This is a genomic window from Qipengyuania atrilutea (genome assembly GCF_013370205.1).
Lineage (GTDB): Bacteria > Pseudomonadota > Alphaproteobacteria > Sphingomonadales > Sphingomonadaceae > Actirhodobacter > Actirhodobacter atriluteus.
In genome coordinates this window covers 439,789-465,586 of the sequence record NZ_JABWGV010000003.1, presented here as the reverse complement: position 1 = coordinate 465,586, position 25,798 = coordinate 439,789, and the positions used below count along the sequence as shown (strand labels likewise).

The following is a 25,798-nucleotide window of genomic DNA, read 5'->3' as shown; positions in this document are numbered from 1 at the left end:
GGCCCAAACGGGCGGCTCGATGAAATTGAAGGCAAATCGAAGGGGATATAGCCTTGCGGGTACTGGCGTTGGCATCGCAGAAAGGCGGATCGGGCAAGACGACCCTCTCCGGCCATCTCGCCGTTCAGGCACAACGGGCGGGCGCAGGTCCGGTCGTGCTGATCGACATCGACCCGCAGGGATCGCTCGCCGACTGGTGGAACGAGCGCGAGGCGGAATATCCCGCTTTCGCTCAGACGACCGTCGCGCGGCTGGCGAACGACCTGCAGGTCTTGCGGCAACAGGGCTTCAAGCTCGCGGTGATCGACACGCCGCCTGCCATCACTATGGCGATCCAGTCGGTCATCGGCGTGGCTGAGCTGATCGTCGTCCCGACCCGCCCCAGCCCGCACGATCTGCGCGCCGTCGGCGCGACCGTCGACCTGTGCGAGCGCGCCGGCAAGCCGCTCGTATTCGTAGTCAATGCGGCGACCCCAAAAGCCAAGATCACCTCGGAAGCGGCAGTCGCCTTGTCGCAGCACGGAACCGTAGCGCCCATCACGCTTCACCACCGCACCGACTTCGCCGCTTCGATGATCGACGGCCGCACGGTGATGGAGGTCGATCCCGACAGCCGCAGCGCGATCGAGGTCACCACGCTGTGGAAATATATCGCGGACCGGCTGGAGAAGAATTTCCGCCGGACCGTCTTCGCCGCGCCGAATTCGGTTTCGCAAATGCCGGGCCAGGCACGGCCGGGCGGCGGCTTCGGCCGCCGGGTTGCGCAATAAGGCCAGCTTGGCGCGGGAGCGATTATGTCTGACGCAGGTTTCGCCTCTCTTTCGCCGACGTTGCTCGCTCGCAAGGGCGGGGCAAAGCCGGCCATGCGCTCCCAGATGAGCCCGCTCGCCGCGACGCGCGGAAACGAAGCGGCCAATCTCGAGGATCTCGGCTGGAACGACATGGGCGATAGCGACGAAGCGTTCGCCGCCGAGAGCCAGCCGGTTACGACCGCCGACATCGTTTCGCTGAACGACCGTGCGATCGCCCGCGATGCGCTCAATCCGGTTCATCAACAGGTCGGCGAACTCAGCGCCAAGCTCGGCCAGGTCGCCGCGAAGACGGCACCGGCGCCGAAACTGCGCAAGGCAGCCAAGATCAGCAGCAACGAAAAGCGCGCTGCCTTCACCCTGCGGCTCGATGCTGAGCGGCATCTGAAGCTTCGCCTGGCCTGCACGATGAAGGATTCCAGCGCGCAGCAGATCGTGACCGACGCGCTCGACGCGCTACTCGAAAAGATGCCGGAAATCGGCGAACTCGCAAGCAAGCTGAAGCGCAAGTAATGCGCGCAGCACCGCAGAACTAAGCAAGTACGGACGGGGGCTACAAGACCATGACGAACAACGTGAAACGCACGAAGATGGTTACTTTCGCCATAACAACGGCGCTCGCATCGGCGACGCTTGCCGGTTGTTCGGGCTCGGTCGCGCCCGAAGCGCGCGTGTCCGCTGCCGATGCGCAGGACGCCATGGCGAAGGGCAAAACGTCCGCCGCGATTACGCATGCCGAAGCAGCAGTTCTCGCCGAGCCGCAGAACGTCACGCACCGCGTCATGCTGGGGGCCGCCTATCTCGAAGCGGGCCGCTTCATGTCCGCCGAAACATCATTCGCCGAAGCCATGGAGCTCGGCTCGCGCGATCCCAAGGTCATCGTCAGCCGCGCGCTGGCGCAGACGGCAGTGGGCCGCGGCGAGGAAGCGCTGCGACTTCTGAAGAACCATCAGGATCAGATCGATCCCGCCGATCTTGGCCTTGCCTACGCTCTGGCAGGCGAGCCGGGACGCGGCGTCCTCGTCCTGACTGACGCCCTGCGCGCCGGAATGGATTCAGCGAAGATTCGCCAGAACCTCGCTTATTCCTATGCCATGAACGGCGATTGGCGCGATGCCCGCCTGATGGCTGCACAGGACGTTCCGGCTGACCAGCTCGGTGACCGCATGACCGAGTGGGCGCAGCACACGCTCGACGGCGCGCATACGCTTCGGGTTGCCGCATTGCTCGGCGTCGAAGCTTCCGCAGATAGCGGACGTCCTACAGCGCTCGCCCTTCATAATAACCAGAGCGTCGAGCAGCTTGCGATGGAAGTCACCGGCTCGGCGACTAAGGAATTGCCGCCGCTTCCGCCGTCGCCGAAGCGCGATCTTCCGCCTGCCGTGAACGGCGCCCCCGCCTCGTTCAAGCTGGACGAGGAATACGCAGCCGCCCAATTGCATGAAGGGCTCGCGCAGACACCGGCGGCTGGCGGAACCGACTACGACAGCGACGGCTTCGTCGATGTACCCGAATTCGCGGCTGCGGAAGCAGCCCCTCCCGCAGTGCCGTTCAAACCGGCGAAGACCTCGGTCTCCTCCGACTTCCTGTCGGATACGGACGCCGACGAGGCCGAGGCGGGCGAGATCTTCGACGAGACCTACGCTGTTCCGAATGCCCGGATTGCCGGCGCGGACGCTAGTTCGACTCCAGAGGTCGGCGACAGCGAACAAAGCGTTGCCAAACAGGGCGAACACTTCGCGCAGCTCGGCAGCTTCTTCACCGAAGCCGATGCCAAGCGCGCATGGCGCATCTTCCAGTCGCGCTATCCGGAACTCGAAAACAAGCAGATGGTCATCACCAAGGCCAAGGTGCGCGGCAAACTCTATTACCGCGTCTCAGCTGCCGATCTTGCGCAGGATTCCGCCAGCGAGCTGTGCTCCGTGGTCAAGAGCAAGGGCGGCGGCTGCTTCGCCTACGGTGCGGACAATCCGCTTCCCGGCGCGCTCGATCGCGTCACGCGGGTCGCCCGTCTTTCCTGAGTTAAGAGCATGCGGGCGGGACTAACCGCCTGGATTGACCCCAACGAAACCAGCCCCTTTCGCATCTTTGCGGGAGGGGCTTTTCGTTGGTGCCGTCAGGCTACTGCCACGCCGCCCTTGTATAGCGCGGTAACCCTGCCCTGCGCAGGCTGGCCGTCGAAGGGCGTATTACTGGCGCTGGCCGCCATCGCCTCGCGCTTGATTATCCACGGCTTTTCCGGATCGACGAGCGCTATATCGGCTTCGCGTCCCGCTTCCAGCGAGCCCGCATTCACGCCCAGTAGCTCGGCTGGCTTCGCCGCAAGCATCGCGAAGGCGCGTGACATGTCGATGACCCCGTCGCGCACGAGAGTAAGCGTCATGGCGAGCAGGCTTTCCGCTCCCGCCATGCCAGGCGCTGCATCGGCGAAAGGCAGGCGCTTGTCTTCGGCCCCGCGCGGGTCGTGACCCGAAGCGATCACGTCGATCGTACTGTCTGCAATCGCTTCGACAACCGCGTGCCGGTCCGCTTCGCTGCGTAGCGGCGGCGACAGCTTGGCGAAGCTGCGGAAGTTTCCGGTGGCAAGGTCCGAGAGCATGAAGTGTGCAGGCGTCACACCGGCGGTAACCGGCACGCTGCGCTTCTTGGCGGCGCGCACCAGAGCGAGCGCAGCAGCGGTCGTCACCTGGCGAAAATGCACCCTCGCACCGGTTATTTCCGCCAGCGCAATGTCGCGGGCGACCGCCAGCGCTTCAGCCTCCGCCGGAGCGCTCGGCAGGCCGAGGCGCGTCGCCATTTCTCCTGCCGTGGCGACGGCATCGCCGACGAGCGCGGCATCCTCGGCATGGGTAACCACGACAAGGTCCAGCATCGCTGCATATTGCAGCAGGCGCAGCATCGTACCGCTGTCCGCAATCCACTGCCTTCCGGTCGCGATGCCCCGCGCGCCGGCTTCGCGCATGAGCGCGATCTCGGCCAGTTCCTTCCCCGCCAGTCCGCGGGTCGCGGCTGCCAGCGGATGCACCCATAGGTCCGGCTTGCCGCTCTTCGCGATGAAGTTGATGCGCGCAGGAAGATCGAGCGTAGGCGATTGATCGGGCATCAGCGCCGCACGGGTGATGCCGCCAAAATGAAACGCCGGCTTGTCGACCGCGAAGACGCCGAGATCGACCAGACCGGGCGCGATGAGCCGCCCCTTCGCATCGACCTGCTCGTCACCGTCCGCAGCGCTGACGTCACCGACCGCGTCGATATTGCCGTCGACAATCCTGACCCCGCCGTCGGTCACGCCCGTGGGCAGGACCAACCGGCCATTGGTAATTACGAGCGGGCGCGGCTGCTTCATGCCCACCGCCCCCTGCCGCCGCCGCGGGGTTCGTCCTGCCAACCTTCGACGCCGCGGCGCCTGCGGGTCAATACGTCGAGGCAGGCCATCCGGATCGCGACACCCATCTCCACCTGCCGCGTGATGATCGAGCGGTCGAGCAGATCGGCGACGTCGCTGTCGATCTCCACCCCCCGGTTCATCGGGCCAGGGTGCATCACGAGCGCGCCCGGTGCGGCGCGTTCCAGCCGGTCCTTCGTGAGGCCGTAAAGGTAGTGATATTCCGCGGCGGAAGGCACGAATTGTCCGCTCATTCGCTCGTTCTGAAGGCGCAGCATCATCACCACGTCGCTGCCGTTAAGCGCCGCTTCGAAGTCGTGGAACACCTCGGCGCCCATCGCCTCGATCCCGGCCGGCATGAGCGCGGGCGGCGCACACAGGCGAACGGTTGCTCCCATTGCCTGCAGGCACAGCAGATTCGACCTTGCGACGCGGCTATGCATGATGTCGCCGCAGATCGTGACAGTCAGGCCTGAAAAATCTTCGCTGCCCTCGCCCCTGCTATCGAGCGCGTGGCGCAGCGCGAGCGCATCGAGCAGCGCCTGCGTCGGATGTTCGTGACTTCCGTCGCCTGCATTGAGAACCGGGCAGTCGACCTTGCTGGCGATCAGTTCGACCGCACCGCTCGATCCGTGCCGAATGACGATCGCGTCGGCGCGCATTGCGTTCAAAGTGATCGCCGTGTCGATCAGCGTCTCGCCCTTCTTCACGCTCGACTGCGCCGCGTGCATGTTCACGACGTCCGCGCCGAGCCGCTTGCCCGCGATCTCGAAGCTCAGCAGCGTGCGCGTCGAATTTTCGAAGAACGCGTTGATGATGGTAAGTCCGGCCAGCGCATCGCTGCGCTTCGCGCTCTGCCGGTTGAGTTCCACCCATTGCTCCGCTTCTTCGAGCAGATAGAGTATCTCGTGCCGTTCGAGCTGCGCGATGGCGAGAAGATCGCGGTGCGGAAAGGCAAGCGATCCCGCCGGAAAGCGGCCGCTGAAGGGTGAACTCTCGGACCGGGTCATCAGGACCGGGTCACTAGGCCGCATCGCCCCGCCCCGCAAGCCAGCTTTCGGCTGGACACGCGCCCTGCCGGCCTTAAATTGCGCGCTGACGAGCTGATACGCTAATTTCCAAACGATCGGGATAATAGATGAGTTTTGCAGGCAAGGTCTGGCGGCTGCTGGTAGGGATCAAGGACGGGCTCGTGCTCCTGTTCCTGCTGCTGTTCTTCTGGGCGCTGTTTGCAGTGCTCACCGCCCGGCCCAGCCCTGCGCAGGTGCGTGACGGGGCACTGCTACTCAATCTCGACGGCGTGATCGTGGAAGAGCAATCCGAGATCGATCCCATCGCCGCGCTGCTGGCTAACCAGGCTCCGATCCGGGAGTATCAGGCGCGCGATCTGGTGCGGGCCATTGACGGCGCGGCCTCCGATGCCCGGATAAAGGCGATCGTCCTCGACCTCGACACCTTTCTCGGCGGCGGGCAGGTACACTTAAGCGAAGTCGGCGAGGCGCTGGCGCGGTTTCGCGCGGCCGGCAAGCCAGTCTTCTCCTTTGCGACCGCCTATGCCGACGACAGCCTGCAACTCGCAAGCCACGCGAGCGAGATCTGGATGGACCCGCTTGGCGGGGCTCTTATCACCGGTCCCGGCAACACGCGGGTCTATCTCGGCGGCCTGCTCGACCGGCTGAACATCAACGCGCGCGTCTACCGTGTCGGCACCTACAAGAGCGCGGTCGAGCCCTACACCCGCTCGTCCATGTCGCCCGAAGCGCGGGAGAATGCCCAGGCCCTTTACGGAGCGCTATGGCAGGAGTGGCAGGCCGGCGTGAAGAAGGCGCGCCCGTCGATGGAGATCGAGCGCGTTACCAACGCCCCGGCCGAATGGATCACTGCCTCGCGCGGGGACCTTGCCGCCGCGGCGATAGACGCGAACCTCGTCGATAAACTCGGCAGCCGGTACGATTTCGGCAAGCGCGTCGCCGAGGTCACGGGCGTCGGCGACGAGGGGGCAGGTTCCTTCGCACATACGGGAATCGATCCGTGGCTTGCCGATCTCGGCCGAGACCTGACCGGTCGCTCCATCGGTGTGGTGACCATCGCAGGCGAAATCGTGGACGGCGACGCCGGACCCGGAACCGCCGGTGGGGAACGGATCGCGGACCTTTTGGACGAAGCGCTCGAGAGCGACCTCGCGGGTCTCGTCGTGCGCGTGGATTCGCCGGGCGGCTCGGTGCTTGCGAGCGAGGAAATCCGCCGCGCGATCCTTCGTCACAAAGCCCGGGGCCGGCCGGTCGCGGTATCGATGGCCAATGTCGCGGCGAGCGGCGGCTATTGGGTTGCCACGCCAGCGACCCGCATCTTCGCCGAACCTGAGACCATAACCGGCTCGATCGGCATTTTTGCCGTCATCCCGACGTTCGAAGACCTCGCCGCCCAATACGGCGTCGCGACCGACGGTGTGACGACCACCCCGCTGACCGGCCAGCCGGACCTCATCGGCGGCTTCACGCAGGAAACCGATACGATCCTCCAGGCCGGGATCGAGGACGGCTACAACGACTTCCTGCGCCGCGTCGCGGCATCGCGCGGCATGTCAATATCGCGCGTCGATGCAATCGCGCAGGGCCGAGTCTGGGACGGCGGCACCGCGCGCCAGATCGGCCTCATTGACCAGTACGGCGGCCTCGACGAAGCGCTTGCTTGGGTCGCAGGCGAAGCTGCCCTCGGCGACGGCGAATGGCATGCGCAATTTCTCGGCACGGAGCCAAACACCTACGACACGCTGCTCCGCCAGTTGCTCATGAGCGAAGACGATGCCGCAGCCGGCGCCCATGCTTCGCGCGACGTGTTCGCTCTTGCGGCAGCAGGCCGCGGCGGCGGCGCGGCGGCTTTGTCGGCCGATCTCGATCGCTTGATGCAGACCCGCGGGATGCAGGCCTATTGCCTCGAATGCCCGGCGAAAGTGGCAACGCAGGAAACGGGCGGGTTCGCCGGCTGGCTCAAGATGCTCGCGCGGCTCCTCGACTGACCGGGGAACTTGCAAAGGTCGCGGCATGATGCGAAAGGCCGCCGACGCTTACGGATCATAGTGCAGATAGCGCCATCCGACCGGAGCGGGCGCGTAGCTCAGTGGTAGAGCACACCCTTCACACGGGTGGGGTCGCAGGTTCAATCCCTGCCGCGCCCACCATCTTTTCGACGACTTAGAAGAGATGGACCGCGTTTCCATGACACAAACCTGTAAAATGGCTCGTGAGGTGCGCTTTGCTGTACTTGACCGCAAGACATTCTGACTTCATCGGCAAAACGCTTCTCTCAAACTCATGGTCGCACAAGCGTCAGGTTGAGAGGGTGCGCAATACGAAAATATCAAGGTTTTTGCTCGATTGAGCAAACGACCCGAGTGTGTCTCAAGCGGCTGAAGAAATAAGACTCCGGCTCAGAGCCCGTCACTCGATCACAGATTTCGAGAGGTTCCCCTTTGACGCAAAGATTCCTGATTTGTCCTAGTGTCGCCTGCGACCTGATCATAAACCATACGCCAACCGAAAGGCTGCGCAATCGTTTCTGCTCACCTACGTTGGGTCCGGTGCAATTTACCTTTGTGCGCAGAAGACATTTGGGCCTGGAAAGAAAGAGGCGCCTAACAAGCGAATTGCTGCTGATACGATCCGAAGGCAAAATTGTCGGATGGATGAATCGTTCAGGCAGGCTGCTACGTGGAAGTCAGGCAAAACTGAATATGTTGGCATTCAGTTCGACAAATAACAGGTCATGCAGGCTGCGGCAGCCAATGCTACAGCATTCAGTCAAAGTCCTAGTCGCAAATCTCCAAACCCTGGCGGACGTCCGAACGGGAAGCATGGCGAACCCATAGCGGCGCTAACCCTGCACTATCTCAATAAGCCCATGGCCGATTTGAACCGCTTAACCGGTCCTTCGCTCGAGGATGATTTGAAGAAAGAGTATTTGAAGAGGGGCTACGCCCCACCGGCGCGGGAAAATAGAGAGGCAATGTGCGTAGGCCTTTTAAGGGCTATCAGAGCGTACTGGGAAGATGTCGAAAAGCAGCAGAAAACCTAGTTGTGTTAGGTTTAACCCACCTCTTTCATCAGGTTTAGCAGGGCAGTCTGAGAACTGGGATCTTGCGGTCGGCCGCTCCAGGTGATCTGCAAGAAAGCGAAGAGATCCTATGGAGAGACTTCGCTTCCTCAAGCGAAAGCGTCTTCGGCCTGTTACTGCTCGCGTAGTAGCGGATGATCATGCCGACACCGCTTCGCTTGAGGAACTTCAGGAATGACTTTTAGGCGCTGCCGTTCAGGCGCGTGCTGGCGCCGACGGCTGAATACCGACTAGGTCATCGCCGAGCGATAGAAGCAGTTCACAAAGAACGGCCGTGATTGTGTGCGATCGCTATTCTCGCAAGCTAGTGGCCAGCCGCATGCGTCGCCTCCATGATATTTGTTAAGCCGGTGTTTTTTCGGAACGAACTTCGTACGATTCCGCTGTTTGTTTATCTTTCGAGGAGATTAAACATGGCCGAAACATCCCCAAACACAACAAGCACGGCACGAAGCAGTGACGTAGCCCAAGACCTCAAGGGCGATGCTCGCGAACTGAAGGACACGGCCGTCAAGCAAGGTGAAGCAAAAGCAGGCAAGGAGAAAGACCGCGTCGGGCGTATGGCTCACTCGGCTTCGTCCGCCATGCAAACGGCGGCTGACGAACTGCGAAACGACGATCAGTCACCTGACTGGCTCGCTTCGGCGTTTAGCAGCATTGCCCGCGAAGTGGACGGTCTCGCAACCCGCTTGCAGGACAAGTCACCGCGCGAGCTTGCCAGCGAAACGCGCCGCTTTGCTCGCGACAATCCATCGGCGTTTCTCGGCGCCTCCGCCGTTGCCGGCTTTGCCGCCGCCCGCTTCCTGAGGGCAGGCGCGGAATATCATGACGATTACGATGTCGGAAGTGACGAGCAAGGCCAAGAATACGGTTCCGCTGACCGAGCCGATCGCAGCGGTTCCCCTACATCACGTCCAATGTCGACAGGTATCGGCGACCGGAGCCAGACCGTCGCTCAGGCGCAGGCGACCGCCGGGACGACGCGACCGACAGGAGGTACGCGATGAACCCGACCGATCACAGTGCCGACCCGGCCCCTGCAAACTCCCGAAGCGACGAGAATGTCGTTGATTTGCTGGGCCGGCTAACGAGCCAGAGCGCCCATCTCGCACAGCAACAGGTTAATCTTGTGCAGGCGGAGATGCGCGAATCCGTCCACGACATTCAGAAATCGATTGCGAGCCTTCTGGGCGCGGCAGTCTTTGGCATTGCCGGCCTCGGCGTGACCCTGATAGGCATTGCCTATCTTATCGGTGACGCCATCGATGATCGCGATCTTGCTACACTGCTGGTCGGCATCGCGACATTGATCATAGCCGCCATTCTCTATGCCGTCGCCCGCGGCAGGATGAAAGCCACCCACCTCAAGCCGGAGCGCACGATCGACACCGTCGAACGGACGCCCGATGCCGCCCGCGGCGATCTTACCCATTCCGGAGCTACACGATGAACGAGAACGACATCCGCGACCCCGACGCGATCGAAGCCGATATCCGGCGCACCCAGGAAGACATGAGCAGGACCGTCGACAGGATCGGCGATCAGATGTCACCGCGCAAATTGTTCGACGCCTTGCTCGACAAGGCAGATGAGAACGGCATCGATGCCCGCTATGTCCTCGAAGGTGCCCGGCGCAATCCGCTTGCTCTAGCACTGATTTCGGCGGGCGGCATCTGGCTGATAAGCGACTACGACGCCAAACCCTCGGCGTTTACGTCAGATTCCGGCAGCGACGGAGTGTCTGCCAACGCCCACGACTACGATCCCGACCACCGCGCATATGTCGACCATATGTCCCGGATAGAGCGGCGACCGGACGAGGAGGACCAGCTTTACTATCGCCGCCGTGACGAGCACCGCGGAACCTATCTGATGATCGAACGCGGTCATGACGAGGACGACAAATCTTATCGCCAGCGGCTCGACGATGCGACTAACCGCATGCGGGAAAAGCGCGACCGCTTCGTCGACAATGCAAGGCAAAAGCGTAACGACCTTGCTCGGCGTGGTCGGAGAACGGCGGAAAAGGGGCGGGATGCCTACTACAGCAACCCCCTCGTAGGCGGCTTAGCGGCTGCAATTGTCGGCGCCATCGCCGGATCGGTAATCCCCGCTTCGCAAACCGAACGGGAAAAGCTCGGTCCGCAAGGTGCGCGGGCTTTGGACAAGGCCGAACAGCAGGCAAAACATGCTGGCGAAGAGGCGCGAGAGAAGAAGGACGATGCCGTCGCCAGAGCGGATCGGAAAATGGAAGAAAAAGGACCTGCTTGAAGCGTGTGGGAATGCTGGACCGGGAAGGAGATCCATTCCCGGTCCTCATCCCCTCAAATCGATCGATCTTTTTCGTATGCGGCACGGTCGACCGTCTGATCTTGCATGTGACTGACATTGCAAAAGTTGCAAGGTAACCGGAATACGCAAGCAGCGATCTCAGTTCGAAGGCGCTTCATTCATGAAAACGAAAAACAAAAGGGGCCGGCATGCCGAACGGCCTTCGGATATTCCAACCACGGGTTGGAAGGACATCCTCCTCAGAACCAAGGACGAGTTGTCGGCTGACAACGTGTCAGTGGTATCCGCCGGCGTCGCGTTCTTCGGTTTACTGGCATTGTTTCCTGCAATTGCCGCCGTCATCCTGATCGCCGGGTTGATGGCTGACCCGATGGTCGTCGAACAGCAGATTGAAAGCTTTGCGGCCGGGTTGCCGGAAAACGCCGCGGAAATCCTTCAGAACCAGGCTCGTAAGGTTGCGGCAGGCGCCAGCACGACGCTCGGATGGGCAGCCTTGGGAAGTATCCTGTTTGCGCTCTACGGGGCTTCGAAGGGCATGAAAACCCTCATGGTCGGCATGAACGTCGCCTATGACGAGGACGAAACACGCGGGTTCTTCAGCCTCAATGCAACAGCCCTCGTACTGACGATCTTGCTCGTAATCGTACTGATCTTGGCGATGGGGTTGATGATTGTCCTGCCTATCGCTGCCGACAGGCTCGGTTTGCCATCGTTTCTGCAGACGATCATATTCTACGGTCGCTGGATCCTTCTGGCGCTTACCGCCTTTGCCGGGTTTTCCATACTCTACCGCTACGGACCTTCGCGAGATGCTCCCGAATGGCGTTGGGTAACGCCGGGATCGTTCGCAGCCGTCGTCGTCTGGGTACTCGCGTCAATCGGTTTCGCTTTCTACGTCCGTAACTTCGGTAGCTATAACGAGACGTACGGGGCACTTGGCGGCGTCATCGTGCTGCTTACGTGGCTTTGGGTATCGTCATACATTGTGCTGCTGGGCGCCGAGATCGATTCCGAGATAGAGCACCAGACCCGGCTAGATACGACGGTCGGACCTTCGGAGCGCATGGGCAATCGCGATGCGGTCAAGGCAGATACGGTCGGCGAACAGAAGTCGTAAGATTATAAACGTTGCGGACGTTTGGTGTGCCAGATCAAGGTTGTACCCGACCTTCAAAGCTCGCTCGCCGCTTGTCGCCCGCCGCTATTGCTGCTCCGGAATCTTAGTCCCGAGAAGCACGAGCCTGTCGCCGGTGACGCCGAACCAGTGAGGCACACCAGCGGGGATCAGTATCACGTCGCCGGGCCTAAGCGGGCGCTGGGTGTTGCCATGGATCCGGTCGCCTTCGATCATCCCGCCAGGCAGGGTCACCGGAGCTACCATCGTGTCGCCGGCGATGAGTGTGCCGGCACCCTCAAGCACGATTGCATATTCCGCCTCGGTAGGATGCGTCGCAGGGCGACCGGGCTTCTTCCAGATTTCTATCGCAGCGGCGTACGGCCCGGCCTCTACCAGCGGGCGCCACATGAAGCCTTGATCTGGTTTCATTTCGGCGAGCATCTCGGCGACCTGCGCCCGGACCTCGGTTCCGGTAGCGAGCGCGAAAGAAGCAGGCGTAGTAGCCGGCGCGGACGCCTGCGGGGCGGCGCCACCAGCACAGCCGGTAAGCAACACCGCCAACGCGCCTGAGAAGGGGGTCCAGCGTGGATATTGTAACATATGACCCTCTCCAAAATTCGAGCGCGAAACATCGCATTCGCCAAAGTCACGGTCAAGGGAAGGTATGCGGGCCGTCAGCAGGGTCTGAGCTTTGCCGCTCTGGCGGCCCGAACTGGACAGTCCGCTCTCGGCGAAGCAGCGGTCGGTCAGCTCCCGATCTCAAGGTCGCGCATTTGCGGTAGGCAGAGCAGCCAGTCTGCATTGTGCGTCGATGTCGAGCACTGGAACCGGCAGCAGCATGGCCTGAAAGCTGTCGTTAGCCGCCATAGGCCTGGTTGCAGATTTCGGTCGGCGCTGCGCGAAACGAATATTGGCCGCGCCCGTTCGTTATGTATGTCCAAGCCTTACGAAAAGCTCGACCGCCTCTTCGTCGCCGGTGAATGGCGCGATGGCAGGGGCGATACTTTGAAGAACATCTGCCCGTGGGACGAAAGCGTCATCTTCTCGATGGACGCCGCCGAAGCGAGTGATGTCGACGAAGCATGCCAAGCCGCGGTGGCGGCGCAGCGCGAATGGGGCGCGCTGCCGCCCTCGGCCCGCGCGGCCAAGATGCTTGCGATCGGCGACATCCTCGAAGCGCGCAAGGATGAGATCGCGGACTGGATCGTGCGGGAGGCCGGCGGAACCCGGGTCAAGGCCGCGCTCGAACTGATGCTGGTAATGCAGGTTGCGCGGCAGGAAGCTGCCGCGCTGCCCTACATGGTCGAGGGCGCCATCCTGCCCGAGAGCATTCCGGGCAAAGAGAGCCGCGCCTATCGCCAACCGGCGGGGGTCGTCGCGCTGATCAGCCCGTGGAACTTTCCGCTTCAGTTAACGGCGCGCACCCTGTTCCCGGCTTTGGCGCTTGGTAATGCGGTGGTCCTCAAGCCTGCCAGCGACACGCCTGTCACCGGCGGCACGATCTTCGCGGCGATCTGCGATGAGGCGGGCCTACCCAAAGGTCTCGTCTCGGTTCTGCCGGGCAGCGGGTCGGAGATCGGCGATGCGCTGGTGCGGCATCCGATACCCTCGGTGGTCAGCTTCACCGGCTCCACCCCCGTCGGGCGCGGCGTCGGCAAGGCGGCGCTGGATGGCGAGCGGATCAAGTCGCTCGAACTGGAGCTCGGCGGCAACTCACCGGTCGTTGTGCTCGATGACGCCGATATCGACTATGCCGTGGATGCCAGCGTGTGGGGCAAGTTCATGCACCAAGGCCAGATTTGCATGATCGCCAACCGCATCGTGGTCGAGGATGCCTTGCACGACGAATTCGTCGAGAAATTCGTCGCCCGCACGCGCAAGCTGGTCGTCGGTCAGCGCGATGCGGCCGACTGCCTGATCGGGCCGGTCGTGAACCGCGACCAGTTCGACGGTATCATGGAGATGATTGCCACGGCCAAAGATCAAGGCGCTCACTGTGCGCTCGGCGGCGAGCCTGACGGGCTGGTCATCCCCCCGCATGTGTTCACCGATGTGGGCGACGACAACTGCCTCGTCACGAACGAGATCTTCGGCCCCGTCGCGCCGATCCAACGCGCGCGGGACGAAGAGCATGCGCTCGAACTGGCGAACAATACCGAGATGGGCCTATCGAGCTCAGTGTTCAGCCGCGACGAGGGCCGCGCGCTGGCCTTCGCCAAACAGATCGAAGCAGGAATGACGCATATCAACGACCAGCCGGTCAACGACAGCCCCTTCGCTCCGTTCGGCGCGGTTAAAAATTCGGGAGTCGGGCGCTTCAACGGGCGCTGGGCGATCGAGGCCTTCACGACCACTCGCTGGATTTCGGTCCAGCACGGCAAGCGCCAGTTCCCCTTCTCGGCCGAGGATCTTTAGGTCATGGGTTTCCTGAAGAACGGCACCTGGCGCGACGAATGGGCGCATAACGACGAGGACAGCGGCGAATTCGAACGCAACGAAAGTGCGTTTCGCAACTGGATCACGCCCGATGGATCGCCCGGCCCTACCGGCGAGGGCGGGTTCGCCGCCGAACCGGGGCGGTACCGGCTTTACATTAGCCTCGCCTGCCCCTGGGCCCACCGCGCCAATGCCGCACGGCATCTCAAGGGGCTGACCGGCGTAATCGAACTGAACGTCGTGCACTGGCTGATGAAGGACGGCGGCTGGTCGTTTCGCGAAGGTGAGTGCGTGAGCGGCGATCCCGCGATCGGCGCAGAGTACCTTCACCAACTCTACACCCATGCCAAGCCCGACTATTCGGGCCATGTCACCGTGCCGGTGCTGTGGGACATGCAGCGCGAGACGATCGTCAACAACGAAAGCGCGGATATCCTGCGCATGCTCGGCAGCGCGTTCGGGAATTGCGGTGCCAACGATCTCGACCTCTATCCAGAAGCGCTGCGCGCCGAAATCGATGCACTGAACGACCGGATCTACGACTCGGTCAATAACGGCGTGTACAAGGCCGGTTTCGCGACTACGCAGGAGGCGTACGACAAGGCGGTCGAGCCACTGTTCGCGATGCTCGACGAGTTGGAAGAACGGCTGGACGGCAACGACTGGCTGGTCGGTGACCGGCTGACCGAAGCCGATATCCGCCTATGGACCACGCTGGTCCGGTTCGATCCGGTTTACTACACACACTTCAAGTGCAACATCCGCCGGATCGCCGACTATCCCAACCTCGCCGCTCTGACGCGTCGGTTCTACGACCTCGACGGGATCGCGGAAACGGTCAATTTCCGGCACATCCGGCATCACTATTACGAGAGCCACGAGCGGATTAATCCGAACGGCATCGTGCCCGCCGGACCGGAGCCGCTGGTGCCGGGGATGCCTGCATGAGCGCCCGCCAGCTGGTCTCCCTCCACCGGGCAGTGCGTGACGATATCCAAGATCTGGTGACACGTAGGCCCGTGCCGGGGCCGGGTCTGCCGCAGGTCGACCCGTTCCTGTTCCTCAACCATCATGGCCCGCAGACCTACCCGCCGAACAACCGCGGTCTTCCCTTCGGACCGCATCCGCATCGCGGGTTCGAAACGGTGACCTTCATCCTCGAAGGCAGCCTCGCTCATCACGACAGTGGCTCCGGCGCGAGCGTTGTCGAGGCGGGCGGTGTGCAGTGGATGACCGCGGGAAGCGGGCTGGTCCATGCCGAACTGTCACCCGACGAGTTCAAGCGTACCGGCGGCCCAATCGAGATCCTTCAGCTATGGGTCAACCTGCCAGCCCGGCTGAAGATGACCGAACCGGCATATGTGCCGGTGGCTGTAGCGGATATGGCGAAGAGCACCTTGGGAGATGGCGCCTCAATGCTGGCGGTGTCCGGCACGGACGAAGCGCCGATCCGTCCGCTGACGGACGTAATGCTGGCCATTGTCTCGATCAAGCCCGGAGGTCGAGCGAACCTGCCCGCGCCATCGGGGCGAAACTTGCTGTTCTACACGATCGGCGGCGAGGCCGAGGTCGACGGAGAGGCGGTTCCCGAACACACGCTCGCTCGCCTGTCGGACGGGGACCGGGTCGAAGTGTCGAGCGAAAGCGGCTGCCGCATTCTGTTCGGCCATGCGAAGCCGATCGGCGAACGCGTCGTGGCTCACGGCCCTTTCGTCATGAATACTGAGGCGGAAATCGCTCAGGCAGTGCGCGACTATCAAGCGGGCCGTTTCGGAGGACTTTGATGCAGCGCGCCTATCCTAGTGCTTTCTTTTTTTACTTGAGGTTGGAAGAAGGGAAGAGCGATCTAAGTAGTGTGGGCTTGCGTTCGCGCTGACGATTACCTCCCTGCAATGTAGTTGTCCCAGGTATGAAGGAAACATGCCGCCGAGATTATGGCCACGGTGCAACCAACGTTCGGTTGAGGTGATACCATGAGCCTGACTGGTTCGTTTTCCCTCTGACCTTCAAAACCAAACGGTTGATCCTTGCTTATTTGAAGCGTGTTAAGCAATGTTTCTGAAAACGGAGATTGATCCGCCGTTGTTCTCCACGTCATCGGACCGGCCCGCATGAATGTTTGCCTGGATTGAGGGCAGGAGGAGCTTAGGGACCGACAAGGTGACTTCCATCCGATTAGTTTGCACCGTTAAAGAATGTCCGCAATAAGGTCGTTAGCGAATTTCGGCTTTCGCGAAGCGGACTGACTCGACAACGGCCTGCAGGCGACCGTCTTCTGAGGATGACAGTGATCGCCGCAACCCGCCCCCGCCCTGAAGTCCCGCCTACCAAGGTCGCCGCGCTCGCGACCGAACAGAAGCCCACGCTCGGCCGGCTGATCGGGCGGCTGCGAACCAAGCCGACATAGGCCGCTCGTTCGTCAGGCCGTTCCCGCTTACGGCTGGCCGCGAAATCGGGTACATGCTGAAGGCGAAGGGGGGAATTCGATGGCAAATACGCATCCTCCGCGGCCGCGGCTCAGTCTCAATATCGGGATTACGGGTCATCGTATCCGCGCTTTCACGCCCGAACTGCTGCGCGAAATCGGTCCGGTTCTCGACCGGTTGTTCGAGGATCTCGCTACGGCGGCCCGGGAACTGCATGTCGAAGAAAGCGACCTGTTCGACGAAAGCGAAGCGATCCTGCGCCTCCATACGCCGCTGGCGGCAGGCTCCGACCAATTGGCGGCGACCAGTGCGCGCCGTGCCGGATTTTACGTGCGCGCGCTTCTGCCGTTCGCCGAGGACGATTACCGGCAGGACTTCGCCGGGCGCGAACTGACGGAGTTTCAGCACCACCTCAATCAGGCCGACACCGTCTTTGCCCTGCCCGGCGACCGCAACGCCGACGACGCCTACGTCATGGTGGGGAAAGCGGTTATCGCCGCGTCCGACATTCTCGTAGCCATCTGGGACGGCCTTCCTGCTGCCGGACCGGGCGGCACCGCCCATGTCATCGATCTCGCCCAAGATGCGGGAGTCCCGGTAGTCCATGTTCCGATCAACCGCGAGCGCAACCAGATCGGCGAGATCAGGCTGCTCGCAAACGACGGCTCAAACGCGGAACCGTCGATCGAGCGATCGCTTACCGGCTACCGAACGCTGGTGGCGGACGTGCTTGCCCCGCACGATCGGGTCGAACGCCAGCACCTCCACGATTATTTCCGCGAAACCGAGCGGCTCAAGAACCCCCGCTTCGAGTACCCGGTGCTCCTCGCCCTTCTGGGCGTCAAGAAACTCGGCAGTCCGTGGCGGCAGAACTCGATCGAGGAGGATATCGAAGCCGAGTGGTCGAGCCTTCGGGGGACCTACCCCGCGGGCATTCGCAAGCCCCTCGAACGCAGTTACGCATGGGCGAATTTCCTCGCGATACGCTATGCGCAGAAGTTCCGCTCGGGCCACATCACCAACTATGCGCTTTCGGCGCTTGCGGTCCTGATCGCATTGACCGGTCTGATCGTGCCGGCATTGAAACTCTACCTCGTCATTCTCGAGCTGGCCGTCATCGGCCTCATCTTCCTCAATACCCGAGCCGGGCGAAAGGGGGACTGGCACCGGCGCTGGCTACAGTACCGGCATCTCGCCGAAAGCCTGCGCCCGCTGCTGTATTTGAAGCGTATCGGCCTTGCGGGACCGCCGTTCAGGACCGACCGCATCCTCATGAGCGCGAACCGGACCAAGATCGACCGTGACTGGACGCGCTGGTACGCCGCCGCGATCTGGCGCGAAATGGCCAGCCCGTCTGGTGAAATCGAAACGGCGGAGATCCCGGAACTCGTCGAGACGGTCATTGCCGAGTGCATCAAGCCGCAAGCCGATTACCACCGGGTCAATGCGCACCGGATGCGGCACCTCGACCACCGGTTGCACGAAGTCGGATCCCTGATCATGGGGACCGTGATTGCCGCCTGCGGACTGTTCATTGCCGGCTATTTCCTGCTCCCTTGGCTTATTTCGGAAATGGCGGTTGCCCTCGTATTCCTGACGGCCGGATTGCCGGCGGCGGGCGCAGCCGTTTTCGGGATGCGCGGGCACGGCGAACACCTGCTTCAGGCCAGCCGCTCGGCGGACACCGCCCTCGCGCTCGACGAAAGTATCGTCCGCCTTCGCGCGATCACCGATCTCGAAGCGCTCGCCAGGGCATTGCAGCGCATGGCGTCGATAATGCTGGCCGACCTCGACGAGTGGACGACGTCCTATTCGGAGCGGTCGCTTGAGATTCCGGCCTGATAGTCCGTCGCAGGCTGTACGCCGCTCCCGAACTTCCACAGGCGCTCCATCATCAGGTAGGTGAAGGACGCGCTCCAAGCGATCAGGATGAGACCGTGCAGCGCCTCGATCCCGACGAACAGGCGAAGCGCCCCCTCGGGTACGATGTCTCCGATGCCGAGCGTCGTGTAACTGGAAATCGAAAGATAAAGGTCCGTCAGGAGCCACCGCGACTCGTCCGCCAGCGCGCCGCCCATCCCCCCGAGTTCTAATACGGTAAGAATCCAGATGACACCGGCGTAGAGTCCGACTTCGAACAGATGGACAACGAATATGATCCCGGTGATCCAGAGCATCGGCCGTTTGGTATCGCAGGTCTCGTCCCCGAAGTGGCTCGCCATTCGTCTAAGGGCGTAGAAATGCACGAGATTGCAGAGAGCAACCACTGCAATCGCGAGGCAGATTGTAAGCGGATATCCCCACCAGATCATCGCTTTTCCCCGGTTTCCTGCGGTACGATAATCGCAAATGGGGACGCGTGGCAAATGCGATTGCCTTGCTAACCGGTGCAATAAGGTTAACCTAGGCTAAATCCGGCGAGTCGAAAGACCGGATCAATTCTCCAGGGTCGACAGCAATACCTGTGAGGAGCCGACACATGTTGTACCGACATGCCGCACGATATTTCATAGCCTTGTCCTGCCTCATGGCAGGGGCAGTTTCGGCGAACGCAGCTTCGCTGTTGTACGAACTGGAAGGCAACAACAGTATCAGCTTCGTGATCGATTCCGATCCGGAGAATACCGAATTGCAGCCTGACGGGTTCGTCGTGCCTAACGTAATGGTTGCGATCGACGGGATCAGCGCGCTGTACGATATCGGCTTCGTATATTCCTTCGCCGATGGCGGCCTCATTATCGAGGGAACGCCCTTCGACCTTGCTGGTCCGCAGCTGTATTCAGGGTCCGAGACCAGCCCGACCTTGCTGGCCGGCAGTTACGATCTCGTCGGATTTCTCGACCCAGGGCTGGTATTCTCACTGACGGTGACCGATCTCGACGTCGTGTCCGCCGTGCCTGAACCCGCGACATGGATCTTGTTCGCAGGGGCTTTCTTCCTGATCGGAGGGGCCATGCGATCCGCCGTACGAGCGAGCAAGTTGCGGTACGCGTAGCCCGAGGGCCGCAGCGGAGCCGAACATGGAAGAGCGATACGTCGCCTTTATCAGTTACAGTCACCGTGACAGCAGGGTCGCGCGCTATCTGCACCGCGCAATCGAAACGTACCGCTTTCCCAAATCGGTGATCGGCTCCGAAAGTGTGTTCGGACCTGTACCGCGCAAACTGCCGCCGGTCTTTCGCGACCGAGATGAGCTTCCGGCGAGCGGCGACCTTGGTAGCGAACTCAAAGCTGCCCTCGCCGCTTCGCGGTTCCAGGTAGTGGTCTGCTCCCCGGCCGCAGCGAATTCGCATTGGGTCAACGAAGAGATAAAGATTTTCAAGCGTCTGAGCGGGGAACGCCGCACGCTTGCCGTGATCGCATCGGGCGAACCTTATGCGGACGACGAGCACGAGTGTTTCCCGCCCGCGCTCAAGTTCAAGCTCGGGGACGACGGCGAAATTTCCGGAGATCCGGCCGAACCGATCGCCGCCGATCTAAGGCGTGAAGGCGACGGGCGCAGGCTCGCGACGATGAAGCTCTTGGCCGGGCTGTCGGGCGTACGCCTCGACGCGTTGACCCAGCGGGACAACGCGCGGCGGCAGCGGCGCATGATGGCTTACATGGCGACCTCGACCACCATCGCGTTCGTGACGATGGGCCTCGCCATCTACGCGGAAGGGCAGCGGCGCACCGCTGTGGCGGAACGTGATCTTGCGGAAAGCAGCCTCGACTTCCTGACCGGAACCTTCGAGATCGCCAACCCCGCGACCGAGAACCCGCGCACGATTACGGCAATAACCATCCTCGATAGGGCGAGCGAGCGCGCGGCGGACGAGTTTCGCGAACGGCCCGAGGTGGCGGCGCGGCTGCTGCGAACGACCGGTGACATCTACCTCAATCTCGGACTGTTCGAGGAATCCGAGCGCGACCTGCTGCACGCCTTGACGCTGGAACCGGGCGGCGGTGCGGAGCGCGCACGAACCTTGCTGCGCCTGGCCGCCATTGCCCGGCGCCGCGGAGACGTCGGCCAACTTGAGCACCTCGTGAACAGGGCGGCACAATCCTATCAAGCGGGCGAGCCGAACAGCGAGCTCGTCGACACCATGATTCAGGACCAGCGCGGCAATATTGCGTTTCTCAAGGCCGATTACCGGGAAGCGGCGCGCCGGTACGCTGCGACGGTGAACGGCTACGAGCAGCTGGACGGCGACTACCGCGCACAGATCGGCAAGAGCCTCATGGATCAGGCCTATGCCTTGGTTCAGGCGCGGGAGTTCGAAGAGGCGGACGAACTTTACGCGCGTGCTTTCGACATCTTTCGCAAACGGTTCGGGATGCGCGACGTGAGAACCGGCCGCGCGCTTCAAAGCCAGGCCTTCGCGAGCCTGTCCGCAGGGAAGGCGGACGAGGCAGTGCCCAAGATGGAAGCGGCGCTCAGTATCTACACCCGCGTACACGAGCCGCGCCATCCCGACCTCGCAGCGGCGAGACTGCTGATGGGGCGCATCTACGCGGCGCAAGGCGAAACGGACCTGGCCGCAGACAATCTGACCGAGGCGCGGAACATCTTCGCGGCAATCTACGGCAGCGATAACCCGGCGGTTGCCGACACCAACTTCTACTTCGCTGAAGCGCTGAGCGAGGGCGGGCGAACCCGCGAAGCGCTGGCGCTGACGGAAGCGGTAAAGCGTATCTACGACGCCGCATACGGTCCGAACGATCCGGATCAGGCGGAACTCCTGCTGCTCAGAAGCCGCATTCACCAGCGCTCGGGCAACCTCGCCTCCGCCGTTGCTGACTGCAGACGGGCGCTCCTGCTGCAGCGCCGGATCGCAGCAGAGCCAAGCATTATCGCGGGCACGGCAGAAAGCTGCGCCGCGCTGGGGGAGAGCCGCGACAGGTTAGTGATGAACCGATGACGCGCACCTGCGGGTCAGTATGAGTGGAGACGACGATGAGGTACTGGATTTTGGGTATGACGGGCGCCGCCCTTGCCGCTCCGCTGTCCGCGCAGGTCACGGAAGACGCCAGCATCGAGAACAGCTACACCTACACCGTGGGCGGCATAAGCGGGTCGGGCACCAATGCGGGCGGCAACGTAGCTGTCGATCGCAGCGTAACGACTGCGAGCGGAATCTCGGAAATGGGGCTTTCACTGACGGGCACGCTCGATGAAGGAAGCTTCTTCTTCCTGCACAACGGCTATTGCGTCGGTTCGTGCACGATGGCGCTGTCGACGAACATCACCTTCGCATTGACCAATACCGGGAGCACGCCGGTCGATCTCCGGTTCGATTCGCAGATCACGCCCGGACATCTCGCGAACTCGTTTCTTGGCGAAGATACTAATTCGACGGCCAATTTCGCGTTCAGCGTCTCGCAGGATCCCGGCCTCCGCCAGGGCGTGATCTACACCGCGAGCGGTACCGCGGTGACCGTTCCCCCGTCCGTCACCACGAGCGACGGAGAGGGCTTCGCCAACTTCATCTTCGACAGCAACACCGATCCGAACTGGAACGTGCTCGACTGGAGCGCGACCGACCTGATGCTGCCTCTGGCCACGATTGCGCCGGGCGCGACGACGAACCTGTTCTACCGCTCGACGCTGACGATCACGACCGACCAGTTCGACTGCGCGAACCCAACGCTGTGCGAGAGCCTGCAAGTCGCGTTCGGAGATCCGCGTAACGCGGGCGGAGTCGTCTCTAGGGACACGCGGCTAGCCGACCCGATGACGCTGTCGGCGCTCGCTTCCGCGTTCAACGCACTGACGCTGAGCGACGTTCTTGCTGGCGAGCAGAACCCGGCCGTTGGTGCGATCTTCGACCCGTTCCGCGTCACTTACCGGTTCGTCGAAATCACTGCGCCGCCCTCCTTTCCGCCTTCGGGCGCTCTCGGACCTGTCGAGTACAACGTGAATTATCGCAGCCCGATCGGCGCCGTGCCGGAGCCTGCAACGTGGTTGATGATGCTACTGGGCTTCTTCCTGCTCGGTGCGCAGATGCGCAGCTATCGCAGCCCAGAAGACGGCACCCTGCAAACGGCCTAGCCGCAGCCAGCCGCCCGCAGTAATGTAGTCGGCAATGACAGTGATATATACGAACACGGGTAAGCCTTTGCCCCGACGCGCCAAGTGACCCTGCCCGGTTTTCCTGACGCCGCGCCGCTAGCCGGATTGGCTGGCGGCGCTCTCATCGGTATCGCGGCCGCGATAATGCTGCTCGGCCTCGGCCGGATCGCAGGCATATCGGGGATCGCTGCCAAGGCGGTAGGCCTCGGCGGTAGCGGCATTACGCGTGCCGCAGCATGGATGTTCGTGCTCGGCCTACCGCTCGGTGCGCTTGTCGTAGCAGCCGCGTCAGGCGGCATCGAGGCGCGTTTCGCCGGCCCTCTCCCGCTTATCGTTGCAGGGCTGCTCGTCGGCATCGGCACGCGCCTGGGCAGCGGATGCACGAGCGGTCACGGCGTCTGCGGGGTGAGCCGGCTCTCCGCGCGATCTCTCGTCGCCACCGGCACCTTCATGCTCACTGGTATTGCAACGGTAGCTGTGATGAACGCGCTCGGTTGGGAGGTTCTGTAATGCGTGCCGAACTCGCTGCGCTCATCTCCGGAACGCTGTTCGGTGCCGGCTTGGCTATCGGAGGCATGACCGATCCGGTCCGCGTCCGCGGCTTCCTCGACGTGTTCGGCGCGTGGGACCCCACCCTCGCCTTCGTCATGGGAGCCGCGCTTCTCGTCATGGCGATTGCCTGGCGCTTCGTGCCACGTATCGGTACGCCGTTGCTTGCCGAGAATTTCCATCTTCCGCAGAAATCGGACCTTACCCGGAAGCTGATCGGCGGCGCGGCGCTGTTCGGCATCGGCTGGGGCGTAGCGGGACTGTGCCCCGGTCCGGGTATCGCAGCGCTCGTGATCGACTTCAACGCCGCCGCGATTTTCGCCGCGTCGATGATCGCCGGAATGGCGATCGTTCGGCTCGTAGAGAAAGCGTCGGGGTAACGCGGGGCGCCGTGCTCTATAGTTCGTAGCGCCCGTTCCGGCCGATCTTAACGGTCCTGCCGGTCTTTGCCGATGCGTAGATCGCTTCCATAAGCGCCAGATCGCGCAGGCCCATCTCACCGGGCGTGATGATCTCGGTCCCATCCCGGATCGCATCGGCGAAGTGATCGAGCATCCGTGCAAACTGCACCGTCGACTCGCCCGGATCGTAGGACTGCGTGTTCCCGCCCGACGTGACTTCCAGCGTGTTGCCGGAATAACCCGTCGCCGGCTCCATCGACAGCGAGCCGGTCGTCCCGCGTGCTTCGGCCATGTTGCGCCCGGCCGAATCGTAGGAGGTCGCAATCTGCGCGACCGCGCCGGACGGGAAGCGAAGCTGCGCCGCGGTATGCGCGAAAATTTCCGCGAACCGCGGATCATTTGCAGGCTGGAAGGTGGTGCCGCTGATGCTTTCCGGCATCTCGCCCGACAGGTAGAGCGCGGCCTGCAAGCCGTAAATGCCATAATCCTCAAGTGGGCCGCCGCCTGCGAGGGCGCGGTTGAACCGCCAGTTCTCGCTCGGGGTTGTCGGTCCCGCGCGATAGGAATGCTCAGTGCGGAACAGGCGCGGCGTACCGACGGCGCCTTCGCGCATCAGTTCCATCGCTTTCAGGTTGTAGGGCTCGAAATGGCAGCGGTAACCGATCATCAGCTTGCGGTTGGCGCGGCGACCGGCCGCGATCATCCGCTCGCATTCCTGAGTGGAGAGGGCCATCGGCTTTTCGCTCATCACGTGTTTGCCGGCAGCGAAGGCACGCTCGGCCCATTCGGCATGAAGCCCGCTCGGCAGAATGATGTAGACCGCATCGACGTCTTCGTTCTGTGCGATGCTGGCAAAATTATCGTAGGAATAGCGCGACGACCGCGGCACGCCGTACGCTTCACCGACTTCGCGCAGCTTGTCCGGATTGCCGGACACGAGCGCGGCGATATGCACGCGGTCGGTTTGATCGACCCGCGGCATGATTTGCTTCAGGGCGTAATCGCCGAGGCCGACGATGGCGATGCCGACGCTGTCCGGGCTCTTGGCGCGCGGAGGTGTTTCGGGAAGCTCCACCCCGTTCGGCATGGGCTGCCCGACAGCGCGCGGTCCGCCGCCTTGCGCGAAAGCGGCCTGGTTGGCCGCAATCATGGTCGCAGCAGCGGCTCCGCCGCTTACTTCGATCAGCCTCCGACGGGTCAAGGATATATCGCGCATGCTTCGTCTCCAGTTCGCGTGTCGCCGTTCTCGGGCTGCCGCGTGTTACTCCGACAATTCAATGCGAAGCGCAAGCCATCCGTTCCGCCGCAACGTGTCGCGCTTACTTTCCGTGCATCGCTTCTTCTGCGAGCGTGAGTGCGCCGACGATACCGGCATCCTCGCCAAGCGCCGGGGAAACGATGCTGCGGCGTTCGCGGCCCGGAAAATACCCGCCTTCAATGCGCTCGCTCGCTTCCCGAACTTGTTTCAAGAGACCCGGCGATTTCATCACTCCGCCGCCGAGAACGATGACTTCCGGTGCACCGAAAGCGGAAATGGCGTGGCATAGCTGCGCGAGATAGCCCGCGACGATGGCGTGCGCTTCGTGATCCGCGGGAAGCTCGGACAAGGACGCGCCCCACCGGCGCTCAATCGCTGGGCCGCTTACGAGGCCTTCGAGGCAGTCGCCGTGATAAGGGCAAACGCCTTCAAACCTACCGCCGCTATCGGTGCGCTGCGGATAGTAATGCCCCATTTCGAGATGCCCCGCCCCGGCGAGCGGCCTTCCGTCCACCATGATACTGCCGCCGATCCCGGTGCCAATGGTCACATAGGCCAGCGAGGCCTTACCGCGACCGGCACCGTAGCGGTATTCGGCAAGGGCCGCGGCGGTCACGTCGGTATCGAAGCCGACCGGGACTTCCATTCGCTCGGCAAACCATCCGGCAATGTCGCACCCGGCCCAACCGGGTTTGGGCGTATCGAGAATCTGGCCCCATCGAGGCCTTGCCGGATCGCGCTCGACCGGGCCGAAGCTGCCGATGCCCAGCGCCGCGATATCGCCTTGCGAGGAAAGCCAGCGAACCGCTTCATCGAGGGTGGTCTCGGGATTGCGGGTCGCGATGACGTGTCGCGCGGTGACAGCCTCGGGCGAGGTGCCAATGCCCAGCACGAACTTGGTACCCCCGGCCTCGATCCCTGCGAGCAGACCGCTCATCGCGAGGGTTTCGCTACCGGTTT

Annotated in this window: 24 protein-coding genes and 1 tRNA gene; 19 read left to right on the top strand and 6 right to left on the bottom strand. The window is 62.7% G+C overall.

Annotated features, from left to right (window positions below; all coding sequences use genetic code 11):
- Positions 1–53: 53 nt before the first annotated feature.
- The 3 genes from HUV48_RS10280 to HUV48_RS10270 are packed head-to-tail and all read left to right on the top strand — an operon-like array spanning position 54 to position 2,830.
- A complete protein-coding gene (locus HUV48_RS10280; protein ID WP_176267676.1) occupies positions 54–770 on the top strand; it encodes an AAA family ATPase in 717 nt (238 codons plus the stop codon).
- Positions 771–794: 24 nt separating this feature from the next.
- A complete protein-coding gene (locus HUV48_RS10275; protein WP_176267675.1) occupies positions 795–1,322 on the top strand; it encodes a hypothetical protein in 528 nt (175 codons plus the stop codon).
- Between the two features lie 50 nt (positions 1,323–1,372).
- Entirely contained in the window at positions 1,373–2,830 is a 1,458-nt protein-coding gene (locus tag HUV48_RS10270) for an SPOR domain-containing protein (RefSeq protein WP_176267674.1), read from the top strand.
- Positions 2,831–2,925: 95 nt separating this feature from the next.
- Here HUV48_RS10270 and HUV48_RS10265 read toward each other — a convergent pair whose 3' ends face one another.
- Positions 2,926–4,155 carry a dihydroorotase gene (locus HUV48_RS10265; protein ID WP_176267673.1) on the bottom strand — a complete coding sequence of 410 codons (1,230 nt, stop codon included), beginning with the start codon at positions 4,153–4,155 and terminating at the stop codon, positions 2,926–2,928.
- Positions 4,152–5,228 carry an aspartate carbamoyltransferase catalytic subunit gene (locus HUV48_RS10260; RefSeq protein WP_225871633.1) on the bottom strand — a complete coding sequence of 359 codons (1,077 nt, stop codon included), beginning with the start codon at positions 5,226–5,228 and terminating at the stop codon, positions 4,152–4,154. The genes HUV48_RS10265 and HUV48_RS10260 overlap by 4 nt, the downstream gene beginning before the upstream one ends.
- Before the next feature lie 104 nt (positions 5,229–5,332).
- Here HUV48_RS10260 and sppA point away from each other — a divergent pair, with 104 nt between their 5' ends.
- The 6 genes from sppA to HUV48_RS10230 all read left to right on the top strand — a co-directional run bounded on the left by sppA (position 5,333) and on the right by HUV48_RS10230 (position 11,716).
- The gene (gene sppA, locus HUV48_RS10255; RefSeq protein ID WP_176267672.1) at positions 5,333–7,213 is read left to right on the top strand and encodes a signal peptide peptidase SppA; all 1,881 of its coding nucleotides are present in this window, start codon (positions 5,333–5,335) and stop codon (positions 7,211–7,213) included.
- A gap of 87 nt (positions 7,214–7,300) precedes the next feature.
- A tRNA-Val gene (locus tag HUV48_RS10250) sits at positions 7,301–7,375 on the top strand.
- A 1,345-nt stretch (positions 7,376–8,720) separates the two neighbouring features.
- Positions 8,721–9,314 (top strand): hypothetical protein, encoded by a 594-nt coding sequence (locus HUV48_RS10245; RefSeq protein WP_176267671.1) that lies wholly within the window; start codon positions 8,721–8,723, stop codon positions 9,312–9,314.
- On the top strand, positions 9,311–9,757 hold the full coding sequence (locus HUV48_RS10240) for a phage holin family protein (protein ID WP_176267670.1): 447 nt from the start codon (positions 9,311–9,313) through the stop codon (positions 9,755–9,757). The genes HUV48_RS10245 and HUV48_RS10240 overlap by 4 nt, the downstream gene beginning before the upstream one ends.
- Positions 9,754–10,578: a DUF3618 domain-containing protein gene (locus HUV48_RS10235; protein ID WP_176267669.1), complete on the top strand. Its 825-nt coding sequence runs from the start codon at positions 9,754–9,756 to the stop codon at positions 10,576–10,578. The genes HUV48_RS10240 and HUV48_RS10235 overlap by 4 nt, the downstream gene beginning before the upstream one ends.
- 181 nt (positions 10,579–10,759) lie before the next feature.
- Positions 10,760–11,716 (top strand): YihY/virulence factor BrkB family protein, encoded by a 957-nt coding sequence (locus HUV48_RS10230; RefSeq protein ID WP_176267668.1) that lies wholly within the window; start codon positions 10,760–10,762, stop codon positions 11,714–11,716.
- An 84-nt stretch (positions 11,717–11,800) separates the two neighbouring features.
- Here the strand turns inward: HUV48_RS10230 and HUV48_RS10225 are convergent, their stop codons facing one another.
- A complete protein-coding gene (locus HUV48_RS10225; protein WP_176267667.1) occupies positions 11,801–12,316 on the bottom strand; it encodes a cupin domain-containing protein in 516 nt (171 codons plus the stop codon).
- A gap of 333 nt (positions 12,317–12,649) precedes the next feature.
- Between HUV48_RS10225 and HUV48_RS10220 the strand changes: the two genes are divergently transcribed.
- The 5 genes from HUV48_RS10220 to HUV48_RS10205 all read left to right on the top strand — a co-directional run bounded on the left by HUV48_RS10220 (position 12,650) and on the right by HUV48_RS10205 (position 18,420).
- On the top strand, positions 12,650–14,131 hold the full coding sequence (locus HUV48_RS10220) for an aldehyde dehydrogenase family protein (RefSeq protein WP_176267666.1): 1,482 nt from the start codon (positions 12,650–12,652) through the stop codon (positions 14,129–14,131).
- Positions 14,132–14,134: 3 nt separating this feature from the next.
- Positions 14,135–15,100 carry a glutathione S-transferase family protein gene (locus HUV48_RS10215; RefSeq protein WP_176267665.1) on the top strand — a complete coding sequence of 322 codons (966 nt, stop codon included), beginning with the start codon at positions 14,135–14,137 and terminating at the stop codon, positions 15,098–15,100.
- Positions 15,097–15,936, top strand: coding sequence for a pirin family protein (locus tag HUV48_RS10210; RefSeq protein ID WP_176267664.1), 840 nt, complete (start codon positions 15,097–15,099; stop codon positions 15,934–15,936). The genes HUV48_RS10215 and HUV48_RS10210 overlap by 4 nt, the downstream gene beginning before the upstream one ends.
- Positions 15,937–16,433: 497 nt before the next feature.
- Entirely contained in the window at positions 16,434–16,559 is a 126-nt protein-coding gene (locus HUV48_RS14525) for a hypothetical protein (RefSeq protein ID WP_263970498.1), read from the top strand.
- 79 nt (positions 16,560–16,638) lie between these two features.
- Positions 16,639–18,420 (top strand): hypothetical protein, encoded by a 1,782-nt coding sequence (locus tag HUV48_RS10205; protein WP_176267663.1) that lies wholly within the window; start codon positions 16,639–16,641, stop codon positions 18,418–18,420.
- Here HUV48_RS10205 and HUV48_RS10200 read toward each other — a convergent pair.
- The gene (locus tag HUV48_RS10200; protein ID WP_176267662.1) at positions 18,387–18,890 is read right to left on the bottom strand and encodes an ion channel; all 504 of its coding nucleotides are present in this window, start codon (positions 18,888–18,890) and stop codon (positions 18,387–18,389) included. The genes HUV48_RS10205 and HUV48_RS10200 overlap by 34 nt on opposite strands.
- 215 nt (positions 18,891–19,105) lie before the next feature.
- Between HUV48_RS10200 and HUV48_RS10195 the strand changes: the two genes are divergently transcribed.
- From HUV48_RS10195 to HUV48_RS10175, 5 genes are all read left to right on the top strand, one after another.
- On the top strand, positions 19,106–19,573 hold the full coding sequence (locus HUV48_RS10195) for a hypothetical protein (RefSeq protein WP_176267661.1): 468 nt from the start codon (positions 19,106–19,108) through the stop codon (positions 19,571–19,573).
- Positions 19,574–19,598: 25 nt separating this feature from the next.
- On the top strand, positions 19,599–21,479 hold the full coding sequence (locus HUV48_RS10190) for a tetratricopeptide repeat protein (RefSeq protein WP_176267660.1): 1,881 nt from the start codon (positions 19,599–19,601) through the stop codon (positions 21,477–21,479).
- 56 nt (positions 21,480–21,535) lie between these two features.
- Positions 21,536–22,609: a PEPxxWA-CTERM sorting domain-containing protein gene (locus HUV48_RS14385; RefSeq protein WP_225871632.1), complete on the top strand. Its 1,074-nt coding sequence runs from the start codon at positions 21,536–21,538 to the stop codon at positions 22,607–22,609.
- 84 nt (positions 22,610–22,693) lie between these two features.
- A complete protein-coding gene (locus tag HUV48_RS10180; RefSeq protein WP_176267659.1) occupies positions 22,694–23,140 on the top strand; it encodes a YeeE/YedE family protein in 447 nt (148 codons plus the stop codon).
- Positions 23,140–23,559 (top strand): DUF6691 family protein, encoded by a 420-nt coding sequence (locus HUV48_RS10175; RefSeq protein WP_176267658.1) that lies wholly within the window; start codon positions 23,140–23,142, stop codon positions 23,557–23,559. The genes HUV48_RS10180 and HUV48_RS10175 overlap by 1 nt, the downstream gene beginning before the upstream one ends.
- Positions 23,560–23,575: 16 nt before the next feature.
- On the opposite strand, the gene HUV48_RS10170 is transcribed toward HUV48_RS10175, so the two are convergent.
- Positions 23,576–24,796, bottom strand: coding sequence for a Gfo/Idh/MocA family protein (locus tag HUV48_RS10170; protein ID WP_176267657.1), 1,221 nt, complete (start codon positions 24,794–24,796; stop codon positions 23,576–23,578).
- A gap of 103 nt (positions 24,797–24,899) precedes the next feature.
- A complete protein-coding gene (locus HUV48_RS10165; RefSeq protein WP_176267656.1) occupies positions 24,900–25,775 on the bottom strand; it encodes an ROK family protein in 876 nt (291 codons plus the stop codon).
- Positions 25,776–25,798 lie beyond the last annotated feature (23 nt).

Bases quoted from the DNA above. Each gene is read 5' to 3' on its own strand.
- sppA (WP_176267672.1), top strand. From the start codon at position 5,333: ATGAGTTTTGCAGGCAAGGTCTGGCGGCTGCTGGTAGGGATCAAGGAC.
- HUV48_RS10170 (WP_176267657.1), bottom strand. From the start codon at position 24,796: ATGCGCGATATATCCTTGACCCGTCGGAGGCTGATCGAAGTAAGCGGC.
- HUV48_RS10270 (WP_176267674.1), top strand. From the start codon at position 1,373: ATGACGAACAACGTGAAACGCACGAAGATGGTTACTTTCGCCATAACA.
- HUV48_RS10260 (WP_225871633.1), bottom strand. From the start codon at position 5,228: ATGCGGCCTAGTGACCCGGTCCTGATGACCCGGTCCGAGAGTTCACCC.
- HUV48_RS10230 (WP_176267668.1), top strand. From the start codon at position 10,760: ATGAAAACGAAAAACAAAAGGGGCCGGCATGCCGAACGGCCTTCGGAT.
- HUV48_RS10275 (WP_176267675.1), top strand. From the start codon at position 795: ATGTCTGACGCAGGTTTCGCCTCTCTTTCGCCGACGTTGCTCGCTCGC.
- HUV48_RS10175 (WP_176267658.1), top strand. From the start codon at position 23,140: ATGCGTGCCGAACTCGCTGCGCTCATCTCCGGAACGCTGTTCGGTGCC.
- HUV48_RS10190 (WP_176267660.1), top strand. From the start codon at position 19,599: ATGGAAGAGCGATACGTCGCCTTTATCAGTTACAGTCACCGTGACAGC.
- HUV48_RS10225 (WP_176267667.1), bottom strand. From the start codon at position 12,316: ATGTTACAATATCCACGCTGGACCCCCTTCTCAGGCGCGTTGGCGGTG.
- HUV48_RS10240 (WP_176267670.1), top strand. From the start codon at position 9,311: ATGAACCCGACCGATCACAGTGCCGACCCGGCCCCTGCAAACTCCCGA.
- HUV48_RS10205 (WP_176267663.1), top strand. From the start codon at position 16,639: ATGGCAAATACGCATCCTCCGCGGCCGCGGCTCAGTCTCAATATCGGG.
- HUV48_RS10245 (WP_176267671.1), top strand. From the start codon at position 8,721: ATGGCCGAAACATCCCCAAACACAACAAGCACGGCACGAAGCAGTGAC.
- HUV48_RS10210 (WP_176267664.1), top strand. From the start codon at position 15,097: ATGAGCGCCCGCCAGCTGGTCTCCCTCCACCGGGCAGTGCGTGACGAT.
- HUV48_RS10220 (WP_176267666.1), top strand. From the start codon at position 12,650: ATGTCCAAGCCTTACGAAAAGCTCGACCGCCTCTTCGTCGCCGGTGAA.
- HUV48_RS10265 (WP_176267673.1), bottom strand. From the start codon at position 4,155: ATGAAGCAGCCGCGCCCGCTCGTAATTACCAATGGCCGGTTGGTCCTG.
- HUV48_RS14525 (WP_263970498.1), top strand. From the start codon at position 16,434: ATGACAGTGATCGCCGCAACCCGCCCCCGCCCTGAAGTCCCGCCTACC.
- HUV48_RS10195 (WP_176267661.1), top strand. From the start codon at position 19,106: ATGGCAGGGGCAGTTTCGGCGAACGCAGCTTCGCTGTTGTACGAACTG.
- HUV48_RS14385 (WP_225871632.1), top strand. From the start codon at position 21,536: ATGACGGGCGCCGCCCTTGCCGCTCCGCTGTCCGCGCAGGTCACGGAA.
- HUV48_RS10235 (WP_176267669.1), top strand. From the start codon at position 9,754: ATGAACGAGAACGACATCCGCGACCCCGACGCGATCGAAGCCGATATC.
- HUV48_RS10215 (WP_176267665.1), top strand. From the start codon at position 14,135: ATGGGTTTCCTGAAGAACGGCACCTGGCGCGACGAATGGGCGCATAAC.
- HUV48_RS10200 (WP_176267662.1), bottom strand. From the start codon at position 18,890: ATGATCTGGTGGGGATATCCGCTTACAATCTGCCTCGCGATTGCAGTG.
- HUV48_RS10165 (WP_176267656.1), bottom strand. From the start codon at position 25,775: ATGAGCGGTCTGCTCGCAGGGATCGAGGCCGGGGGTACCAAGTTCGTG.